Below are 14,791 nucleotides of genomic sequence, written 5' to 3' on the forward strand. Positions count from 1 at the left end.
CCCTGAGATAGAATAACGCCAACAACTAGCTTTACAAAAAATAATCACTAAAACTTATTGTAAGATCTAAAACAGCACAAAAATTCATATCATCATGATTTTTTGATTAAAGGGCGCAACATACGTTGTAAAATCACAGTGCTAACTAACAATATGCAAACAATGGTAATAAAAACAACAACAAAAGAAGTATCAAAGGCTTTACTCGCTTCCATTATCAATATCTGAGCCTGATCTTTATCCATCGTTGATGCCGTGCTTAATGCTTCATCGATACTGTCATAAACTCGCGCATCAATTGTTAGCTGTTCGGGAACAAAAAGAGTATAACTATAAATAGCCGTCATCATGCCGCCTAATATGGTAACGCCTAATACACTACCCAGCTCATAAGCAACATCTTCAATAGAAGCTGCCATACCGGACTTTTCATCAGGCGCATTAAGCATAATCGTGGTAGATGCAGCGGTAAATACCATTCCCATACCGATACCAATCATGAACAAATTAATCAACAACAAAGTAAGAGCGCTCTGATACAACAGGATCATTCCTATTACCCCAACCAGCGTTAATATAAAACCTACCACGGTCGTTAATCTCTCACCAAAACGAGGTAACAGCAAACCGGTCAATGGTGATGCAAGCACGGAACCAATTGGTATTGGAAGGATACAAAGCGCAGCTTGTAATGGTGTGAAACCAAGTACTAACTGTAAACGTTGACTTAAAACTAATTCAATGCCAACAATTACACTCATAGTAATAACGGCGATAATTACTCCCGCTGAAAACAATCGATTACTGAATAAAGAAAAATCGATCATCGGTTGCGATTGTTTGTGCTGACGTAATACAAAAAACATCATAAAGATGAAACCAATCAAGGCAGCAGCACAAAATTCAAGTAAAGAAAAATTGGGTTTACTTAACTCTTTTAATGCATAAATCAGCCCAACTAAACCAACTAAAATTAATAATGAGCCTAAAAAATCAATAGTGCGTTTGTTTGTTCCACCACAGCGTGGGATCAAACTCACTGAAAAAGGTAGCACCAACAAAACAACAGGCACATTAATTAAAAATACCGATCCCCACCGAAAATATTCCAGTAATAAACCACCTACTAAAGGTCCAACCACAGCGCCACCAGCAGCAACCGCTGACCAAATACCAATCGCTAGTGATCGTTCCTGGGGCTCAGTAAAAATATGACGAACAATTGATAAAGTTGCTGGCATCATCATCGCGGCACCTAGCGCCAAAAAGACTCTAGTAGCAATCAAACTTTCTGCATTAGGAGAGAATGCAGCACAAAGTGAAGCTAATGCAAAAAGAGGTAAACCGCTGATCAGCATTTTTTTATGACCAATGCGATCACTAAGCATACCCGCGGCTGGCAATAATCCAGCAACCATCAATGGATAAGCATTAATAATCCACAATTTCTCAGATGCGTTGGCATGGAGTTCATGGGTTAAAGTAGGCAATGCTGTATAAAGCACGGTCATATCAATGACAATTAAGAAAAGAGCACTAGAAATTAAAAGGAGCGCAATCCATCTGCGATTATCATGAGTATTAACCATAAAAAATCTCTATTTTAGAAAAAATATGTAGTATGTTTATCTGCCATAATGTTAACATTAAGCTTATGATATTAATCCATACGTATGTATTTTAAAAGAAGTTTTATTTAATAGGGCGTCAAAGAAGTATAGATAGAGATAAGGTATTTAGATGTAGCCGAAAATATTGTTCACCAACAGGGTGTTAGCGCACTGACTATCAATACGATGACCAAAATTCAAAAGGAGGGGTGTAGGATTGTTTCGGTAATAATGAAATCTTTTTTCAACAACTTACTCAGGATAGTTCAGTAGAAAATCAGGTAATAGCGCACATGAAAGCAACCTACCATTTTGAGCAAACGTCTAATACTAAAGGCGCAGGTTTAATGGCTGAATTACTGTAAACACCAGAATATCTTAATAGTACTCGTGAGTGGTCTGGTGAACGTATCGACTAAATTAGATACTTCAATCAAAGTGGGGAGACGTGCTCTGCTTGTCTTTTTTGCCACAGAGGGGGCATTTATTTTACGTGCTTTTAGATTCATGAACATTGATCAGCACGAGTGGAATGAAATTTTCACTGATATCGAAATGTTTTTATCAGCTAAAATATGAAAAATAAAAATTAAATACTATAAAGATAGAGAATATTTATAGATATATTTTGACGATCATATATTTATTCAAACATATCTCTAAATATTCAAAAATATAGTTAATTTGTCTATATATATAATCATTATATATATTTAATTGATCTCTAATAATAAATATTGATAATATCCTATGGTCATACAAATTTAGGGAAAAGTTATGATTATAGATCACGCTTTATATACTGAACTAAAACTTACTAATAATAATTCAAGTATTATAAATAATATCATTCATGACCCTGAAAATTATGTTAGTTTTAGTGACAAAGGTAAATTATTATTATCAATAATAACCTTAGGAATAAGCCATGTTGTAATACATTTAATTGAAGATCACAGAAAAGAAAAATCGAGGGCTGAATGTATTGCAATAACTAAAAATTTATTATCTTCCCTCAACAGTATTGACAATCAGCAATATGAAGAAAAAGTAATATTCATATCTTTATCTAAAGGTGAAAGATTAAAATTAACACAAAGATTTTCTAACAACGAAAACAGATACAAAACTATTATCAAATATAAAAAAGTTCGTGTTTTTCCCTTGGGTCAATATAATGAAAGTAAATCTTGTATTAATAAGACTTTTGAGGAGATAAAAAAACTTTTAGTTAGTGATATTTTGGCACATGAATATGATTACACCTTGTAAAGATGAATCTCTTTTGACTATAGCCAGAAATATAAAGAAAAAATTAGATGATAATATAAATAATAAATAACATCATGGCATTGTGTTAAAAATAAATAACCATAATGAACCAATAATTATAAACAAAGAAGTATTAGTGCTAAACTGAGAGAAATCTATCAAGAGAGCTATACTAGTTTAGCTTTTATTGAGAAAAAATAATTTTACTAATAAAAAACATTTAATATTAGGTATTGTTTCACATTCTAAACAAGTTTTATTATTAAGCCAAGCCAGCGGCGATGATAAAAATGTTTATTACGATACCAATTATAAGATATGTTAAATTACATTTAACTTCTAAAATTAAACTTGATAGCCGTGAAAAAAGAAATGAATTAATAAAAGAATTTTATGAAAGCCTAATAACTAAATTATAAAATGTACCCGCTAATAGTGTATGTATTAAAAATATAATAAAATCCATTTACCCAGCATGTAAAATTAGTACTGTTACGCAAAATCTTAATCAAAAAGAAAAGGTGGTATTTTTAGAAAATATCAATTATGACGTTTTAGAGCAAACTGATATTATTGCTGATAGCAAAAAATAACCGCAAAAACTAATTACAACTAAAAAAAGTCACCCAGAAGTTTACAGCATAACAAATACATTAACGGCTTCATTATCAAAAAAATTATAATAAGACATTAAATCCATTTAGTGAATAATTTAAATAACAGTCTAATTGTAGTAGATAACACTCTGTATCAAACACAACAATCTAACCGAATAAAAACTAACAAAAGTAATTAAAAACTCATTTTTCTATTAAATGGTTTTTATTTTACTAATAAATATATTTTAAATTACATTTGATAAAACAGATATAAAAAATATTTTAAATTAAAAAAATTATATTAAATATATAAATTTAACTTAAAAAAACTACAGTCAAAATAACCAATAATTATAATTTAACCAAATAATCTAATATAAAAAAATTAAATCATTTTTATAATACATAAAAATTTTACAATTCATATGATTTAGAAGATGTTAATAATTTTATTATAATGTTTTGCTGATTATATTAAATAATCAAAACCAACACTAAGGTTTGACTGATTTTTTGAGGATATTATGGATATAAGCTTTTCTCTACCAAAATCTGCTATTATTAACAATTAATAATAGCAGGTTTTGGCGGCTAATAACTTAAATGTAGTAACCAAAATAAAAAACGTATCCGATTTTATTGATTCCATAATGGATTGGTTTAAAGGTGGCGTCTGACGCCAAAAAATAGAACAACTGTTTGAAACCATTCAAAATGTAAAAAATACTGATGTTTCTAACGCAAAATCAACTCGGTTGGAAAAATTTATCCAACTTATAAAACTGGCACTTCCCAAACATTACAATCAATTTAAATTAGAAATTACGCCAAAAGATGCCAATGACGACTGGGGATATAAATTAAAAGTAGGCAACTTTACCTTATATCAATGTGATAAAATTTATGAAAAAACAAAAAATATTAATGAGAGAGAACAATTAGCTGATTTTCATGTTAAAAATATCTGTATGAAATTAGAGGAAGCATTTTCTGTCGAAAATCCTAATATACCAAGCAACTATTAGATTTCTCTATTAGAAGATATTCAGGCGGTAGTGAAAAAATCAACATAATTTGCTAAAAAAATTAGACGACAGTGGCTATAGTAAAGATAATTTTCTTGACGTTAAAGATAGTAACAAACCTAATGAATTTATTACATTATTTAAAAATAATAAACAATTAGTATTTTCTAGCAAAACGGGTGAATTCAGCAACAATTTTTTGAAAAATACCTTCGCTAGCCAAAATTATAATAATTTGCGCGAGCTGTTTTTCAGCCAATACACAATCAAAAATGAGCCTTTCTTTATAAATATATTGCAACAAGCGAAAATGGATTTTTATGACCAGATAACCCAGGATATGCTTCTTACCTAAGTGAACAAGAGCACGCTATTGTTAATGAAAAACTTAGTGCAATTAAAATTGGTGATAAGACACTTGATAGATTATGGGAGTTATCACTAAACCAACCCGGTGAATATTTTGATGATAATTTAACTTCCAATCCAATTAACTATCTTTTAAATGACAAAGCCTTACGGGAGAAATTTTATAATTTAGGATCAGAGTTTGATGAGCCAGCATTACAGTTTGATGATTCAGAATTTGAGTTTGATAAACCAGAAGTAGAATTTGCTGATTTAGGGTTACAATCTAATGGTTTAGAATCAGATTTTGATGAAATAATGTCTGATAAACCGTTGTTTGAAGAATCCACCATCGATCAAAGTACTGTCGTCCAGCCCAGATTCAAGCGATAAATCTGGCTATGGATCTGAAGAAGATTTGTCAGTTAAAGATTATTCAACTAACAAAAATCTCTATGACTTAACATTTATTAACGAGATTGATGATATTAAATAGTATATTATTAATTAATAACCTACTCTGACAGTTATTAATTATGGCTTTACCCCAGCCTATTAAAAAAGTTGTGGCTAAAATTATTCTGGCTAATTAATTAATGATAAAATAAAAATACCGCGACGATGAAAATATAAATTTAATTTATTATCAATTCTGTAACTATCCCTATTAATTTAATTTTATTTTCTACAAATATAAAACCTCTCTGGCCAGCCGCGTAAAATAAGCTATTTATTTCCTACTGAATAATTCAACATACTGAATAAATATTTAAAATATATTTTATTTTAATCAATTATAAATAAAATACGGCTTATTTTCACTAATGTCAATTTAATAAAAAATAAAAATTATATTAATCAATAACTATTTATTAACAAATTGAAATAATAACTTCAGTTTATCTGATAAAAATAATCCGTTGCGTTAAAAAATCAATTCGTAAAAAAGCCAATAAAATTATTGGCATTTTTTGTATTTCTACACAATACTCAAATTAAAAATCATGGTAATAAAACAATTCCTTTTTGTTATAATACTTAATTGCCATAACAAAACTATTTACTGTCAACCATCAATAGCAATGATTGCTGTTAGCAAACAATTGGACAGCTATCTAGCCATCATAGTAATGAGTCATAATGAAAGGTATACGTTTTTTTACAGTTATCGGCTGCTTGTTAGCCTCTCATTTAGCCTTGGCAACTACTACAACGGGAACGGTTAATGTAACCCTAACCCTATCCAACTCCTGTGTTGTTAACGGTTCAACTGCTACTTCAGGTATTCTATTAGGAACGCTGAATTTTGGTGCTCAACCTACCACATTTAGTACATTAACAACCCAGTTTTCTAATGGTAGTGGCTCGACATTTACGGTCTAGTGTCCTCCTAATGATACTTATACTACCGTATTAACCAGTAGTAATAACACCGCACCGACGACTATATTTGGTACACAACTTGGTACCACACCTCATTATGTTAATTTAGCTAATAATTCAAATGGTGTTTTACTATGGTGTTTATACTAGTAACACATCGCTCACTCCGGGTACTGCACTTGCCAATGGTGTTGCGCTGGTCTCCAACCCACCTACCTCAAGTGGTTTAAGTACTTATACCTTATACGGCCTAATTCAAGGCAATGGCGCAAATACAGGTATCAGCGCAGGAACCTATACTGACGTTATTAATATTACTATAACTTATTAATATATATTACTTGTTCATGATGAAATATGTCTAGCAACAATTATTTATGGCTATTGTTTGATGATTATTTAGCCTGTTTTATTGTATTGTTGGTTATTTTTAGCGCGCTGCCGAGTCATGCCATTACCAGCCAAACCTTTCAGGTTGCTGCCACTATTACTCCTGGCTATATGGTATCCGGGGGGTACACTATTTAGTCCCCTCGATTTTGGCACTCATCCCAGCAATACTAATGGCAATATTAATGCTAATAACACCCAACACCTCGTTAACCTTAGCCTGTACGCCTGGTACTGTACTTAGTATGAGTATCGATGGCGGTAGTAACTACACCACTAGCCGTGATGTAATGCAAAGCGGTTTTACTACCCAGCTACCTTACCAACTTTATGCTGACAGTGCCCACACTATCCCGATCCTGGTTAATCAAAATGTCGCTGTTAGCTATACCAATAGCACTAATATTATTGCGTGTTGCAACTTAACGGCGCCAATAATCCATCTGGAACCTATACTGACATATTAACGGTAACATTATCCTAGTGATCATGGAGGAAAACTATATGATCAATGTTTCGCAATCCACTGTATGGTGTTTCTCAACTTTATGTTTATGATCTTACTATTCTTGGCGCCCTCAGCTCAATCGGCTAACCATATAATGATTTGGCCGATGGATCAGGTATTAACCGCTAACGATAATGCTACTGAATTCTGGATCAAAAATAAAGGCACCAAAGCAACCACCATGCAGATCATAGTGATTGGCTGGCAACAAATCGATGGCCAAGATCGCTATAGCAATCAACAAGCGGTGGTCGCCAGTCCACCATTTATGCGGATTGAAGCGGGTCACAAGCAGCTGATCCGCTTAATAGAACAAGCTACCGTCCAGGCTGGCAAAGAGATAGCCTACCGCTTATTAGCTGATGAAATATTGACACCAGAACAATTAGTAGCGCCGAAGATTGGCATCAATATGCAGATGCGCTATTCCATTCCGCTATTTGTTTATGGTGAAGTTAACCCAACTAAATGACAAGCCAGCCATCAAAATTACCAATCTAGGCCCAATTCATGCTCGTTTAAGCAAAGTTGCAGTGCAACAAGGTAAAAAACACATTGTGCTGGCGGATAGCCTATTTGGTTATGTTTTAGCTGGCTCCAGTTATATCTGGCCATTACCCGCTACCATTAAACAGCCACAACGGCTAACAGCACAAATTAATACCGATAAACAACTATGGCAAGCATCTAGCACTGGACTCTACCAGTAAAGATGAAAACCATTCATTTAACAAGTAAATTAGCCAACTTATTTACCTTACTAATTACATTAGCCATACCGCTAATGTCGACAGAGGCGGATAACAGCTGGTCTGAACTACCGCCACCACCGACCGGCAAGATCAAGCAATAAAACTTACAATATAGGTTAGAGTTAGTGGTTAACCAGCATGCCAGCAGGATTATCGCGGTCGTCCATGAACGCAAAGGCCATTTTTGGCTATCTTCCACTGATCTACAAAAAGTCAGTTTGCCGGCCACTAAACTAACGCAACCCAAAATTGACATCAGTACCATGCCCGATGTGCAAGTCAACTATGATAGTGCCCAACAACGGCTACTATTATAAGTTCCCGACGGCTGGTTACCACAGCAAAACCTAACGGTTGGAAATAACCTTCAACGCTATCAGGGACTTAGCAGCCAGAGAGCGCTATTTAATTATGATATCTACGCCAACCGGACTCAGCATAATCATTCACAAATTTCTGTCTGGAATGAACTACGTTTGTTTAGTATAGCCGACAGCTTATCCAGCACCGGGGTATTTAAACAATAAATTAGTGGTAGTGATCAACAAAATGATAACCAGGGCTTTACTCGTTATGACACCACTTACACCAATGAAAACGAAAACCATGCCCTAAGCTGGGCGGTCGGTGACTTGATTAGCAATGCATTAAGCTGAAATAGTAGCGTCAGAATGGGTGGGCTGTCACTGTCCCGTGACTTCTCTATCAGGCCAGATATTATTACCTACCCATTACCGACCTTTGCTGGCAAAACCGCCGTCCCTACCGGAGTTGACCTATTTATCAATGGTTATCGATCTAGTAATACCCAGCTGCAACCTGGCTCTTTTACTATCACCGATATCCCCTATATTAATGGCTCTGGTGAAGCGGTATTGGTCACCACTGATGCCCTTGGCCGACAGATTTCCACCACCTTACCGTTTTATGTTGCCAGTATCTTACTCAAACCGGGTCTTTCTAATGGTGCATTTTCAGCCGGCGCACTACCCCGTGACTATGGTATCAAAAATTTTTTCTACGGGCCGTTAGCGGCCAGTGGTTCTTACCGTTATGGGTTCTACTGATTGGCTGACACTATAGTCCCATGCGGAAGCAGCGTCCTCATTGGCGTTGGGTGGCTTTGGCTCCTTAATTAAACTGGGCAATTGGGGAGTATTTAATGACGCTTATACGCTCAGTCATATGCGAGGCAAGCGCGGTGATCAGTTCAATTGGGGTACCAATATACTCACTCTCGTTTTACTTTGGCTACCCAACATACCATCCGCAACAGCAAATTTAGTAATTTGGCACTGTATGATCAATCAAACAATCTTAACGATAACCAACCTATCTACAATTTAAGTCGGCGCAGCGCACAATATTCTGCCTCATTATCATTAAACCAATTTAGTAGTATCGGCTTGACTTATCTGGACATTGATAGCTTCAACGGTGATAAAAATCGCTTGCTCAATTTATCATGGAGTAAGGGTTTATGCGGCAATAGTAGTCTATATGCTTCTGCCAGCCGCGATTATTCACAAAATAACTGGTCATTCGCCTTAGTACTACAAATTCCATTTAACTTTTTAGATTCGGTGACGGTAGATGCGCAACGCAATACTGCCGGGCAAAATATTCAGCGTGTTACCTACAGCCACGCTATGCCAAACGACGGCGGATTCAGCTGGAACATGGCCTACGCGCATCAGGATTCGCAAGATGATTATCAACAAACCTCACTAGGCTGGCACAATGCCCATGTCCAAATATAGGGCGGAATTCATGGTTCGTCTGGCAACTATAGCCAGTGGGGAGATATTTCCGGCTCATTGGTTTTAATGGATGGCACCATCCAAGCAGCTAATAAAATCAACGATGGTTTTGTATTAGTGATTACCAATGGATACCCGAATATTACCATTGATTATGAACATCAACCCTATGGTAACACCGGTAAATCTGGTTATTTATTGATCCCTAGTGTACCAGGCCTACTACCCCGCGAGTTATCGTATCAATACCCTAAATTTACCACCCGATATCTATGCGGATACCACCAAACAACATATTTCTGTCAAACGCGCCAGGGGTCCCTATCTGCTCCATTTCCCGATCAAAGTACGCCATGCAGCAAGTGTCATCCTGACCGATCAACCACTACCATTAGCCAGCGTGGTTTCACGGGCAGGCAAACTAGACACTTATGTGGGTTGGGAGGGTCTGGTTTATCTAGAAGAATTGGAGCCAAACAATCTGCTAACTGTCCGCACACCAGAAGGGGATCACACTGCCAGGTTAGGCTACAACTGCCAGCAAACCCTAATCAACAACTCAAAACCTACGGTCTGCTTACCTGCGTTTTAGATGGCAACCTCAGAAGTTACCATGAATAAACGTTTATTTTCTGCCATTATGTTGGCTATTGTTCGGCCTGATTAACAACTCTGTCTGGGCCGCATGTAGTGCAACGATGTAAAGTGCCTCTTTTGCCACTCAGAGTTCTTTTGTCATCAACAGCACCGTCCAATCTACCTCAGCTAATCTGGTTGTTAGTTGCGGGGGCTGTACTAGCTTCTTTGTTAACTACCGATACTATCTCTGCCAAATTGAATAGTACATCAAGTAGTAGTGGAACTCAAGCGGCGATGAAAAACACCGCCAATACCGATCTTGAACCAATTAATATGTGTAAAGCTTCCAACTGCGCCACAACGACGCCGATTGGTAGTACTATCAGTTACTCATCAACCGAATTGCTTAACTTATTAGGCGGCAACGTATTTACTATCCCACTCTATTTTCAAACCGTCACTGGACAAAACCTATCGGCCAGAACCTATAACGTAACGCTAAATCTAACCATTAACTGGAATATTTGTGGACTACTTGGCATCAGTAATATCTGTTTAAATCCGCAAGTTGGCAGTACCACCCTTTCGCCGGTAGTTTCACTGATTGTAACCAATGATTGCTCAACCATCAGCGCCCCGTTAGTTAGCAGCTTTCCTAATGTATCGCAAACCATTTCTATTACTTGTACTAAAGGCAGTTTCTACAATGTGAGGATCGATAATGGTACCAATGCTGTTAGCAATGTACGCAATATGAAACATGGCAGTGGCTTGATTAGTTATGATATTTACCAAGGTACAACCAGTACTCGCTGGGGATCAAGTGTTAGCCAATTGTGGTCTAGTGCTAACTCCACCGCCATTAGTGCTGATCAGCTGACGCGTACCTACAATTATGTAGCACAAGTACTAACTGGCCAAACTACGCCGAATCAATCCGGTAGCTTTACCGATACGCGAACAGTAAATGTTACTTTTTAATTATCAGTGAGACTACAAAAAGCTGTCACCATTCGTAGTTATGGTAACTAGCCAGTGATGAAAATTGGCAAATCAGCAATAATCAAAACGCCAATCTTAAGCTGCGATTGGCGTCAGAATATGGCTAATTATTAATCGTGACCAAATAGATCGCGGGTATAAACTTTCTGTTTTACATCTTCCAGCTCCAGCACCAATCGATTGGCCAAAATAATATCGCACTGGGCTTTGAAATCGGCCAAATCAGTGATCACTTTGGAGTGAAATAACTCACTTTGTTGTAAAACCGGCTCATAAACCACCACTTCAATTCCCTTTGCTTTGATCCGTTTCATTACTCCCTGCACGGCCGATGCGCGGAAATTATCTGAGCCAGCTTTCATCACTAATCGGTAAACGCCTACTTTTTGCGGATTTTGACTAATAATCCTTTCGGCAATGTAATCTTTACGCGTTCGATTCGATTCTACGATCGCATTAATCAAATTGTTTGGTACATCATCATAATTAGCCAGCAACTGCTTGGTATCTTTTGGTAAGCAATAACCACCATAACCAAAAGAGGGGTTGTTATAGTAGTTGCCAATACGCGGATCAAGTGAAACACCCTCAATAATTTGGCGACTATCCAGTCCGCGACTATGAGCATAAGTATCTAACTCATTAAAATAAGCCACTCGCATCGCTAGATAAGTATTGGCAAATAATTTTATCGCTTCCGCTTCGGTGGCATCAGTAAATAGCACCGTGACATCTTTTTTTAGTGCGCCTTCTAATAATAAATCGGCAAAAATCTTGGCACGTTCGGAACGTTCACCCACCACAATACGAGAAGGATAAAGATTATCATATAGCGCTCTACCTTCACGTAAAAATTCCGGTGAAAAAATGATATTTTTATACCCTTTCTCTTGTTGCAAGCGGGCGACAAATCCTACCGGGATGGTTGACTTAATAACAATGGTAGCGGCTGGATTAATGTAGTTTACATCATCAATTACTGCTTCTAAAGAAGAAGTATTAAAATAATTGGTTTTGGCATCATAATCAATCGGGGTAGCAACAATCACATAATCTACCCCCTGGTAAGCCTGTTGTTTATCCGTCGTTGCCCTAAAGTTCAATTTTTTTTCTGTTAGGAACGCTTCAATTTCTTTATCCACTATCGGCGATTGCTGGTTATTCAGCATTGTTACTTTTTCAGCAATAATGTCTAACGCAACCACCTCATGATGTTGCGCTAACAACATCGCATTCGACAGGCCAACATAACCTATTCCTGCAATAGCAATTTTCAAAACTAACCTCTCAAATATTTAGGATCCAGGCTAAACGTGATAATAAGTCCGATACCAGTCAACAAACACTTTTACCCCTTCTTTAATCAAAATCTGTAGCCGATAACCGGTTAACGAAAACAAATCTTTGGTATTAGCCCAGGCGGTATGGACATCACCGGCTTGCATCGACAGCATATTTTGAATGGCTTTTTGTCCTAATGCCTGCTCGAGAGCAGAAATAAAATCCAATAATTTTATTGGCTGACCATTACCAATATTATAAATACGATAAGGCGCATCACTGCTAGCCATTAAAGATTTATTGCTCTTTTTTGGCGGAATAATATCAGCAATCGATAATATTCCTTCAATAATATCTTCAACAAAAGTAAAGTCGCGGCTCAGATCGCGATTATTATATACATCTATCGGTTTCATCTCCAAAATAGCTTTAGTAAATTTAAATAATGCCATATCTGGCCAGCCTCAAGGACCATAAACGGTAAAAAAACATAACCCAGTGGTCGGCAAATTATACAAATGAGAGTAAGCATGCGCCATTAACTGATTAGCTCTTTTGGTGGCAGCATGGAGGAAGACGGGATGATCAACGGACATATTGGTAGAACAAGGAAATTGATTATTGGTACCATATACCGAACTGGAAGAAGCATAGATCAAATGAGGGATTTGGCCATAATAACAACCTTCCAATATCGACAGAAAACCGGTTAAATTACTATCTGCATAAGCGAAAGGACCCTTTAAAGAGTAGCGGACACCCGCTTGCGCTGCCACAGATGGATTACTCTATCAAATTTACCTAAGGTAATCACTTCAATTACCTTTTCCCGCTCAATAATATCCAGCCGCAAAAATTGAAATTGCGAATAAATTGTTAAGCGCTCAAGACGGGCTTTTTTTAAACAAGGGATCATAGTAATAATTAAAATTATCCAACCCAACAACATCATGACCATGTTGTAATAAAAGCTAACATAACGTAAATCCAATAAAACCAGCATATCCTATTATTAAATATTTCATAGCTATTTTAAAGTTCTATAGAGAAATGAAAAATATTTATCTTTTGTGTAATACAAAAGCGCATCCGGCACTTACTTTCCTTCGCCAAGATATACAATTAGTCAATAATAAAAAGAAGTGCAAATTAAGCACCTCGAAAATTTAGATCAAAACCCTATTCATTAAATTAAAAACCAATCAATACTAGCTTGCCCTTTACTTTACCACTTTCTATCATTTGATGGGCAAATCGCAAATTTTCAGCGCTGATTTTACCTACTTCTTCACTGATAGTGGTTTTTAATATCCTCTGATCAATCAATCCTGCCACCCGTTGCAATAATTGATGTTGTTTGATCATATCTTCGGTCTGAAAAACAGGAAGCGTAAACATAAATTCCCAATGCAATGAAAAGGCTTTACGTTTCATTGGCATAATATCAAAGGTTTTAGGATCGTAGATTAATGCCAGTTTTCCTTGTGGAATAAGAATATCTAATACCTACTGATAATAGTCATCACTGTGGGTTAATGAAGCCACATAGTCGACATGCCAAATGCCTAATGCAGCAAACTGTTGGCTAAACGGTTTTTTATGATCAATACCCGCATGCGCCCCTAACTCACTAACCCATTGCTGTGTTTCCGGCCGTGAAGGGGTAGCGAAAACTTGCAACTTAGTCAGTTTACACGCTAATTGGATCAGTATTGAACCCACACCACTGGCGGCACCAATAATCAATATCGATTTACCCGCAACACCATTCTCTGCAACCGCTAGTCGGTCAAATAGCAGCTCCCAAGCGGTAATTGAAGTCAATGGCAAAGCTGCTGCCTGAACGGCAGTTAACGCTGTTGGTTTATGTCCGGCAATCCGCTCATCCACCAGTTCATATTCGGCATAGCATCCTGGCCGATCGATAGAGCCGGCATAATAGACCCAATCGCCAGGTTTAAATAACGTAACCTAACTGCCAACCGACTCCACCACCCCACAAGCATCCCAACCCAGAATACGTGGTGCTTTGGGTGTTTCACGCTGGCGCATTTTTGTATCCACTGGATTGACCGCAATAGCAGCAATTTTAACCAACAGATCACGCGGCTGAGGTTGGGGCTTTGCTAGCCGATTTCATAAAGTGAATGTATATCGCTGAGTGATAGGGTAGGATCAGTAAAAACAATCGCTCTCATGGCTGACTCCATAAGGCAAGAAATTTCAATCAATAAAAGGAAAAATGAATATATTGCGACTATAAAAAATTATGCTAAATGCTT

At 36.7% G+C, this 14,791-nt stretch carries 18 protein-coding genes and 2 pseudogenes; 15 read left to right on the forward strand and 5 right to left on the reverse strand.

What is annotated here, in order from left to right:
• Positions 1–92: 92 nt before the first annotated feature.
• Positions 93–1,589, reverse strand: a complete 1,497-nt coding sequence (locus ARADI_RS08280; protein ID WP_119711759.1) for an MFS transporter — start codon at positions 1,587–1,589, stop codon at positions 93–95.
• A 423-nt stretch (positions 1,590–2,012) separates the two neighbouring features.
• Here ARADI_RS08280 and ARADI_RS20940 point away from each other — a divergent pair, with 423 nt between their 5' ends.
• The 6 genes from ARADI_RS20940 (at position 2,013) to ARADI_RS08310 (ending at position 6,568) form a co-directional block, all read left to right on the forward strand.
• A complete protein-coding gene (locus ARADI_RS20940; RefSeq protein WP_369406990.1) occupies positions 2,013–2,189 on the forward strand; it encodes a hypothetical protein in 177 nt (58 codons plus the stop codon).
• Between the two features lie 198 nt (positions 2,190–2,387).
• Entirely contained in the window at positions 2,388–2,882 is a 495-nt protein-coding gene (locus ARADI_RS08290; protein WP_119711760.1) for a hypothetical protein, read from the forward strand.
• Between the two features lie 1,354 nt (positions 2,883–4,236).
• Complete coding sequence (locus tag ARADI_RS08295) at positions 4,237–4,506, forward strand: hypothetical protein (protein WP_119711761.1); 270 nt, start codon at positions 4,237–4,239, stop codon at positions 4,504–4,506.
• A gap of 49 nt (positions 4,507–4,555) precedes the next feature.
• Positions 4,556–4,861 carry a hypothetical protein gene (locus ARADI_RS08300; RefSeq protein ID WP_119711762.1) on the forward strand — a complete coding sequence of 102 codons (306 nt, stop codon included), beginning with the start codon at positions 4,556–4,558 and terminating at the stop codon, positions 4,859–4,861.
• Positions 4,862–5,994: 1,133 nt separating this feature from the next.
• The gene (locus ARADI_RS08305) at positions 5,995–6,237 is read left to right on the forward strand and encodes a hypothetical protein (RefSeq protein WP_119711763.1); all 243 of its coding nucleotides are present in this window, start codon (positions 5,995–5,997) and stop codon (positions 6,235–6,237) included.
• 121 nt (positions 6,238–6,358) lie between these two features.
• Complete coding sequence (locus ARADI_RS08310; RefSeq protein ID WP_119711764.1) at positions 6,359–6,568, forward strand: hypothetical protein; 210 nt, start codon at positions 6,359–6,361, stop codon at positions 6,566–6,568.
• Positions 6,569–6,636: 68 nt separating this feature from the next.
• On the opposite strand, the gene ARADI_RS17830 is transcribed toward ARADI_RS08310, so the two are convergent.
• Entirely contained in the window at positions 6,637–6,783 is a 147-nt protein-coding gene (locus ARADI_RS17830; RefSeq protein ID WP_238149285.1) for a hypothetical protein, read from the reverse strand.
• Between the two features lie 17 nt (positions 6,784–6,800).
• Here ARADI_RS17830 and ARADI_RS08320 point away from each other — a divergent pair, with 17 nt between their 5' ends.
• From ARADI_RS08320 to ARADI_RS08335, 9 genes are all read left to right on the forward strand, one after another.
• The gene (locus ARADI_RS08320; RefSeq protein ID WP_119711765.1) at positions 6,801–7,094 is read left to right on the forward strand and encodes a spore coat protein U domain-containing protein; all 294 of its coding nucleotides are present in this window, start codon (positions 6,801–6,803) and stop codon (positions 7,092–7,094) included.
• A 135-nt stretch (positions 7,095–7,229) separates the two neighbouring features.
• Positions 7,230–7,607, forward strand: coding sequence for a fimbrial biogenesis chaperone (locus tag ARADI_RS17835; protein WP_238149286.1), 378 nt, complete (start codon positions 7,230–7,232; stop codon positions 7,605–7,607).
• Positions 7,582–7,845, forward strand: a complete 264-nt coding sequence (locus ARADI_RS17840) for a fimbrial biogenesis chaperone (protein WP_238149287.1) — start codon at positions 7,582–7,584, stop codon at positions 7,843–7,845. The genes ARADI_RS17835 and ARADI_RS17840 overlap by 26 nt, the downstream gene beginning before the upstream one ends.
• A 2-nt stretch (positions 7,846–7,847) precedes the next feature.
• Positions 7,848–7,988, forward strand: a complete 141-nt coding sequence (locus ARADI_RS17845) for a hypothetical protein (protein WP_238149288.1) — start codon at positions 7,848–7,850, stop codon at positions 7,986–7,988.
• Positions 7,989–8,012: 24 nt separating this feature from the next.
• Positions 8,013–8,204: a hypothetical protein gene (locus ARADI_RS17850; RefSeq protein ID WP_238149289.1), complete on the forward strand. Its 192-nt coding sequence runs from the start codon at positions 8,013–8,015 to the stop codon at positions 8,202–8,204.
• 354 nt (positions 8,205–8,558) lie between these two features.
• The gene (locus ARADI_RS17855) at positions 8,559–8,954 is read left to right on the forward strand and encodes a hypothetical protein (protein WP_238149290.1); all 396 of its coding nucleotides are present in this window, start codon (positions 8,559–8,561) and stop codon (positions 8,952–8,954) included.
• 147 nt (positions 8,955–9,101) lie between these two features.
• Positions 9,102–9,647: a fimbria/pilus outer membrane usher protein gene (locus ARADI_RS17860; RefSeq protein ID WP_238149291.1), complete on the forward strand. Its 546-nt coding sequence runs from the start codon at positions 9,102–9,104 to the stop codon at positions 9,645–9,647.
• A gap of 208 nt (positions 9,648–9,855) precedes the next feature.
• Positions 9,856–10,239 carry a FimD/PapC C-terminal domain-containing protein gene (locus ARADI_RS17865; RefSeq protein WP_238149292.1) on the forward strand — a complete coding sequence of 128 codons (384 nt, stop codon included), beginning with the start codon at positions 9,856–9,858 and terminating at the stop codon, positions 10,237–10,239.
• A gap of 98 nt (positions 10,240–10,337) precedes the next feature.
• Positions 10,338–11,207: a Csu type fimbrial protein gene (locus ARADI_RS08335; RefSeq protein WP_119711766.1), complete on the forward strand. Its 870-nt coding sequence runs from the start codon at positions 10,338–10,340 to the stop codon at positions 11,205–11,207.
• A 131-nt stretch (positions 11,208–11,338) separates the two neighbouring features.
• Here the strand turns inward: ARADI_RS08335 and ARADI_RS08340 are convergent, their stop codons facing one another.
• The 3 genes and pseudogenes from ARADI_RS08340 to ARADI_RS08350 all read right to left on the reverse strand — a co-directional run bounded on the left by ARADI_RS08340 (position 11,339) and on the right by ARADI_RS08350 (position 14,707).
• Positions 11,339–12,505 (reverse strand): nucleotide sugar dehydrogenase, encoded by a 1,167-nt coding sequence (locus ARADI_RS08340; RefSeq protein WP_119711767.1) that lies wholly within the window; start codon positions 12,503–12,505, stop codon positions 11,339–11,341.
• A gap of 30 nt (positions 12,506–12,535) precedes the next feature.
• Positions 12,536–13,534, reverse strand: a pseudogene (locus tag ARADI_RS08345) (NAD-dependent epimerase/dehydratase family protein).
• A gap of 166 nt (positions 13,535–13,700) precedes the next feature.
• Positions 13,701–14,707: pseudogene (locus ARADI_RS08350) on the reverse strand (zinc-binding alcohol dehydrogenase family protein).
• Positions 14,708–14,791 lie beyond the last annotated feature (84 nt).

Source organism: Arsenophonus endosymbiont of Aleurodicus floccissimus (assembly GCF_900343025.1).
In the GTDB taxonomy this organism is placed as follows: Bacteria; Pseudomonadota; Gammaproteobacteria; order Enterobacterales; family Enterobacteriaceae; genus Arsenophonus.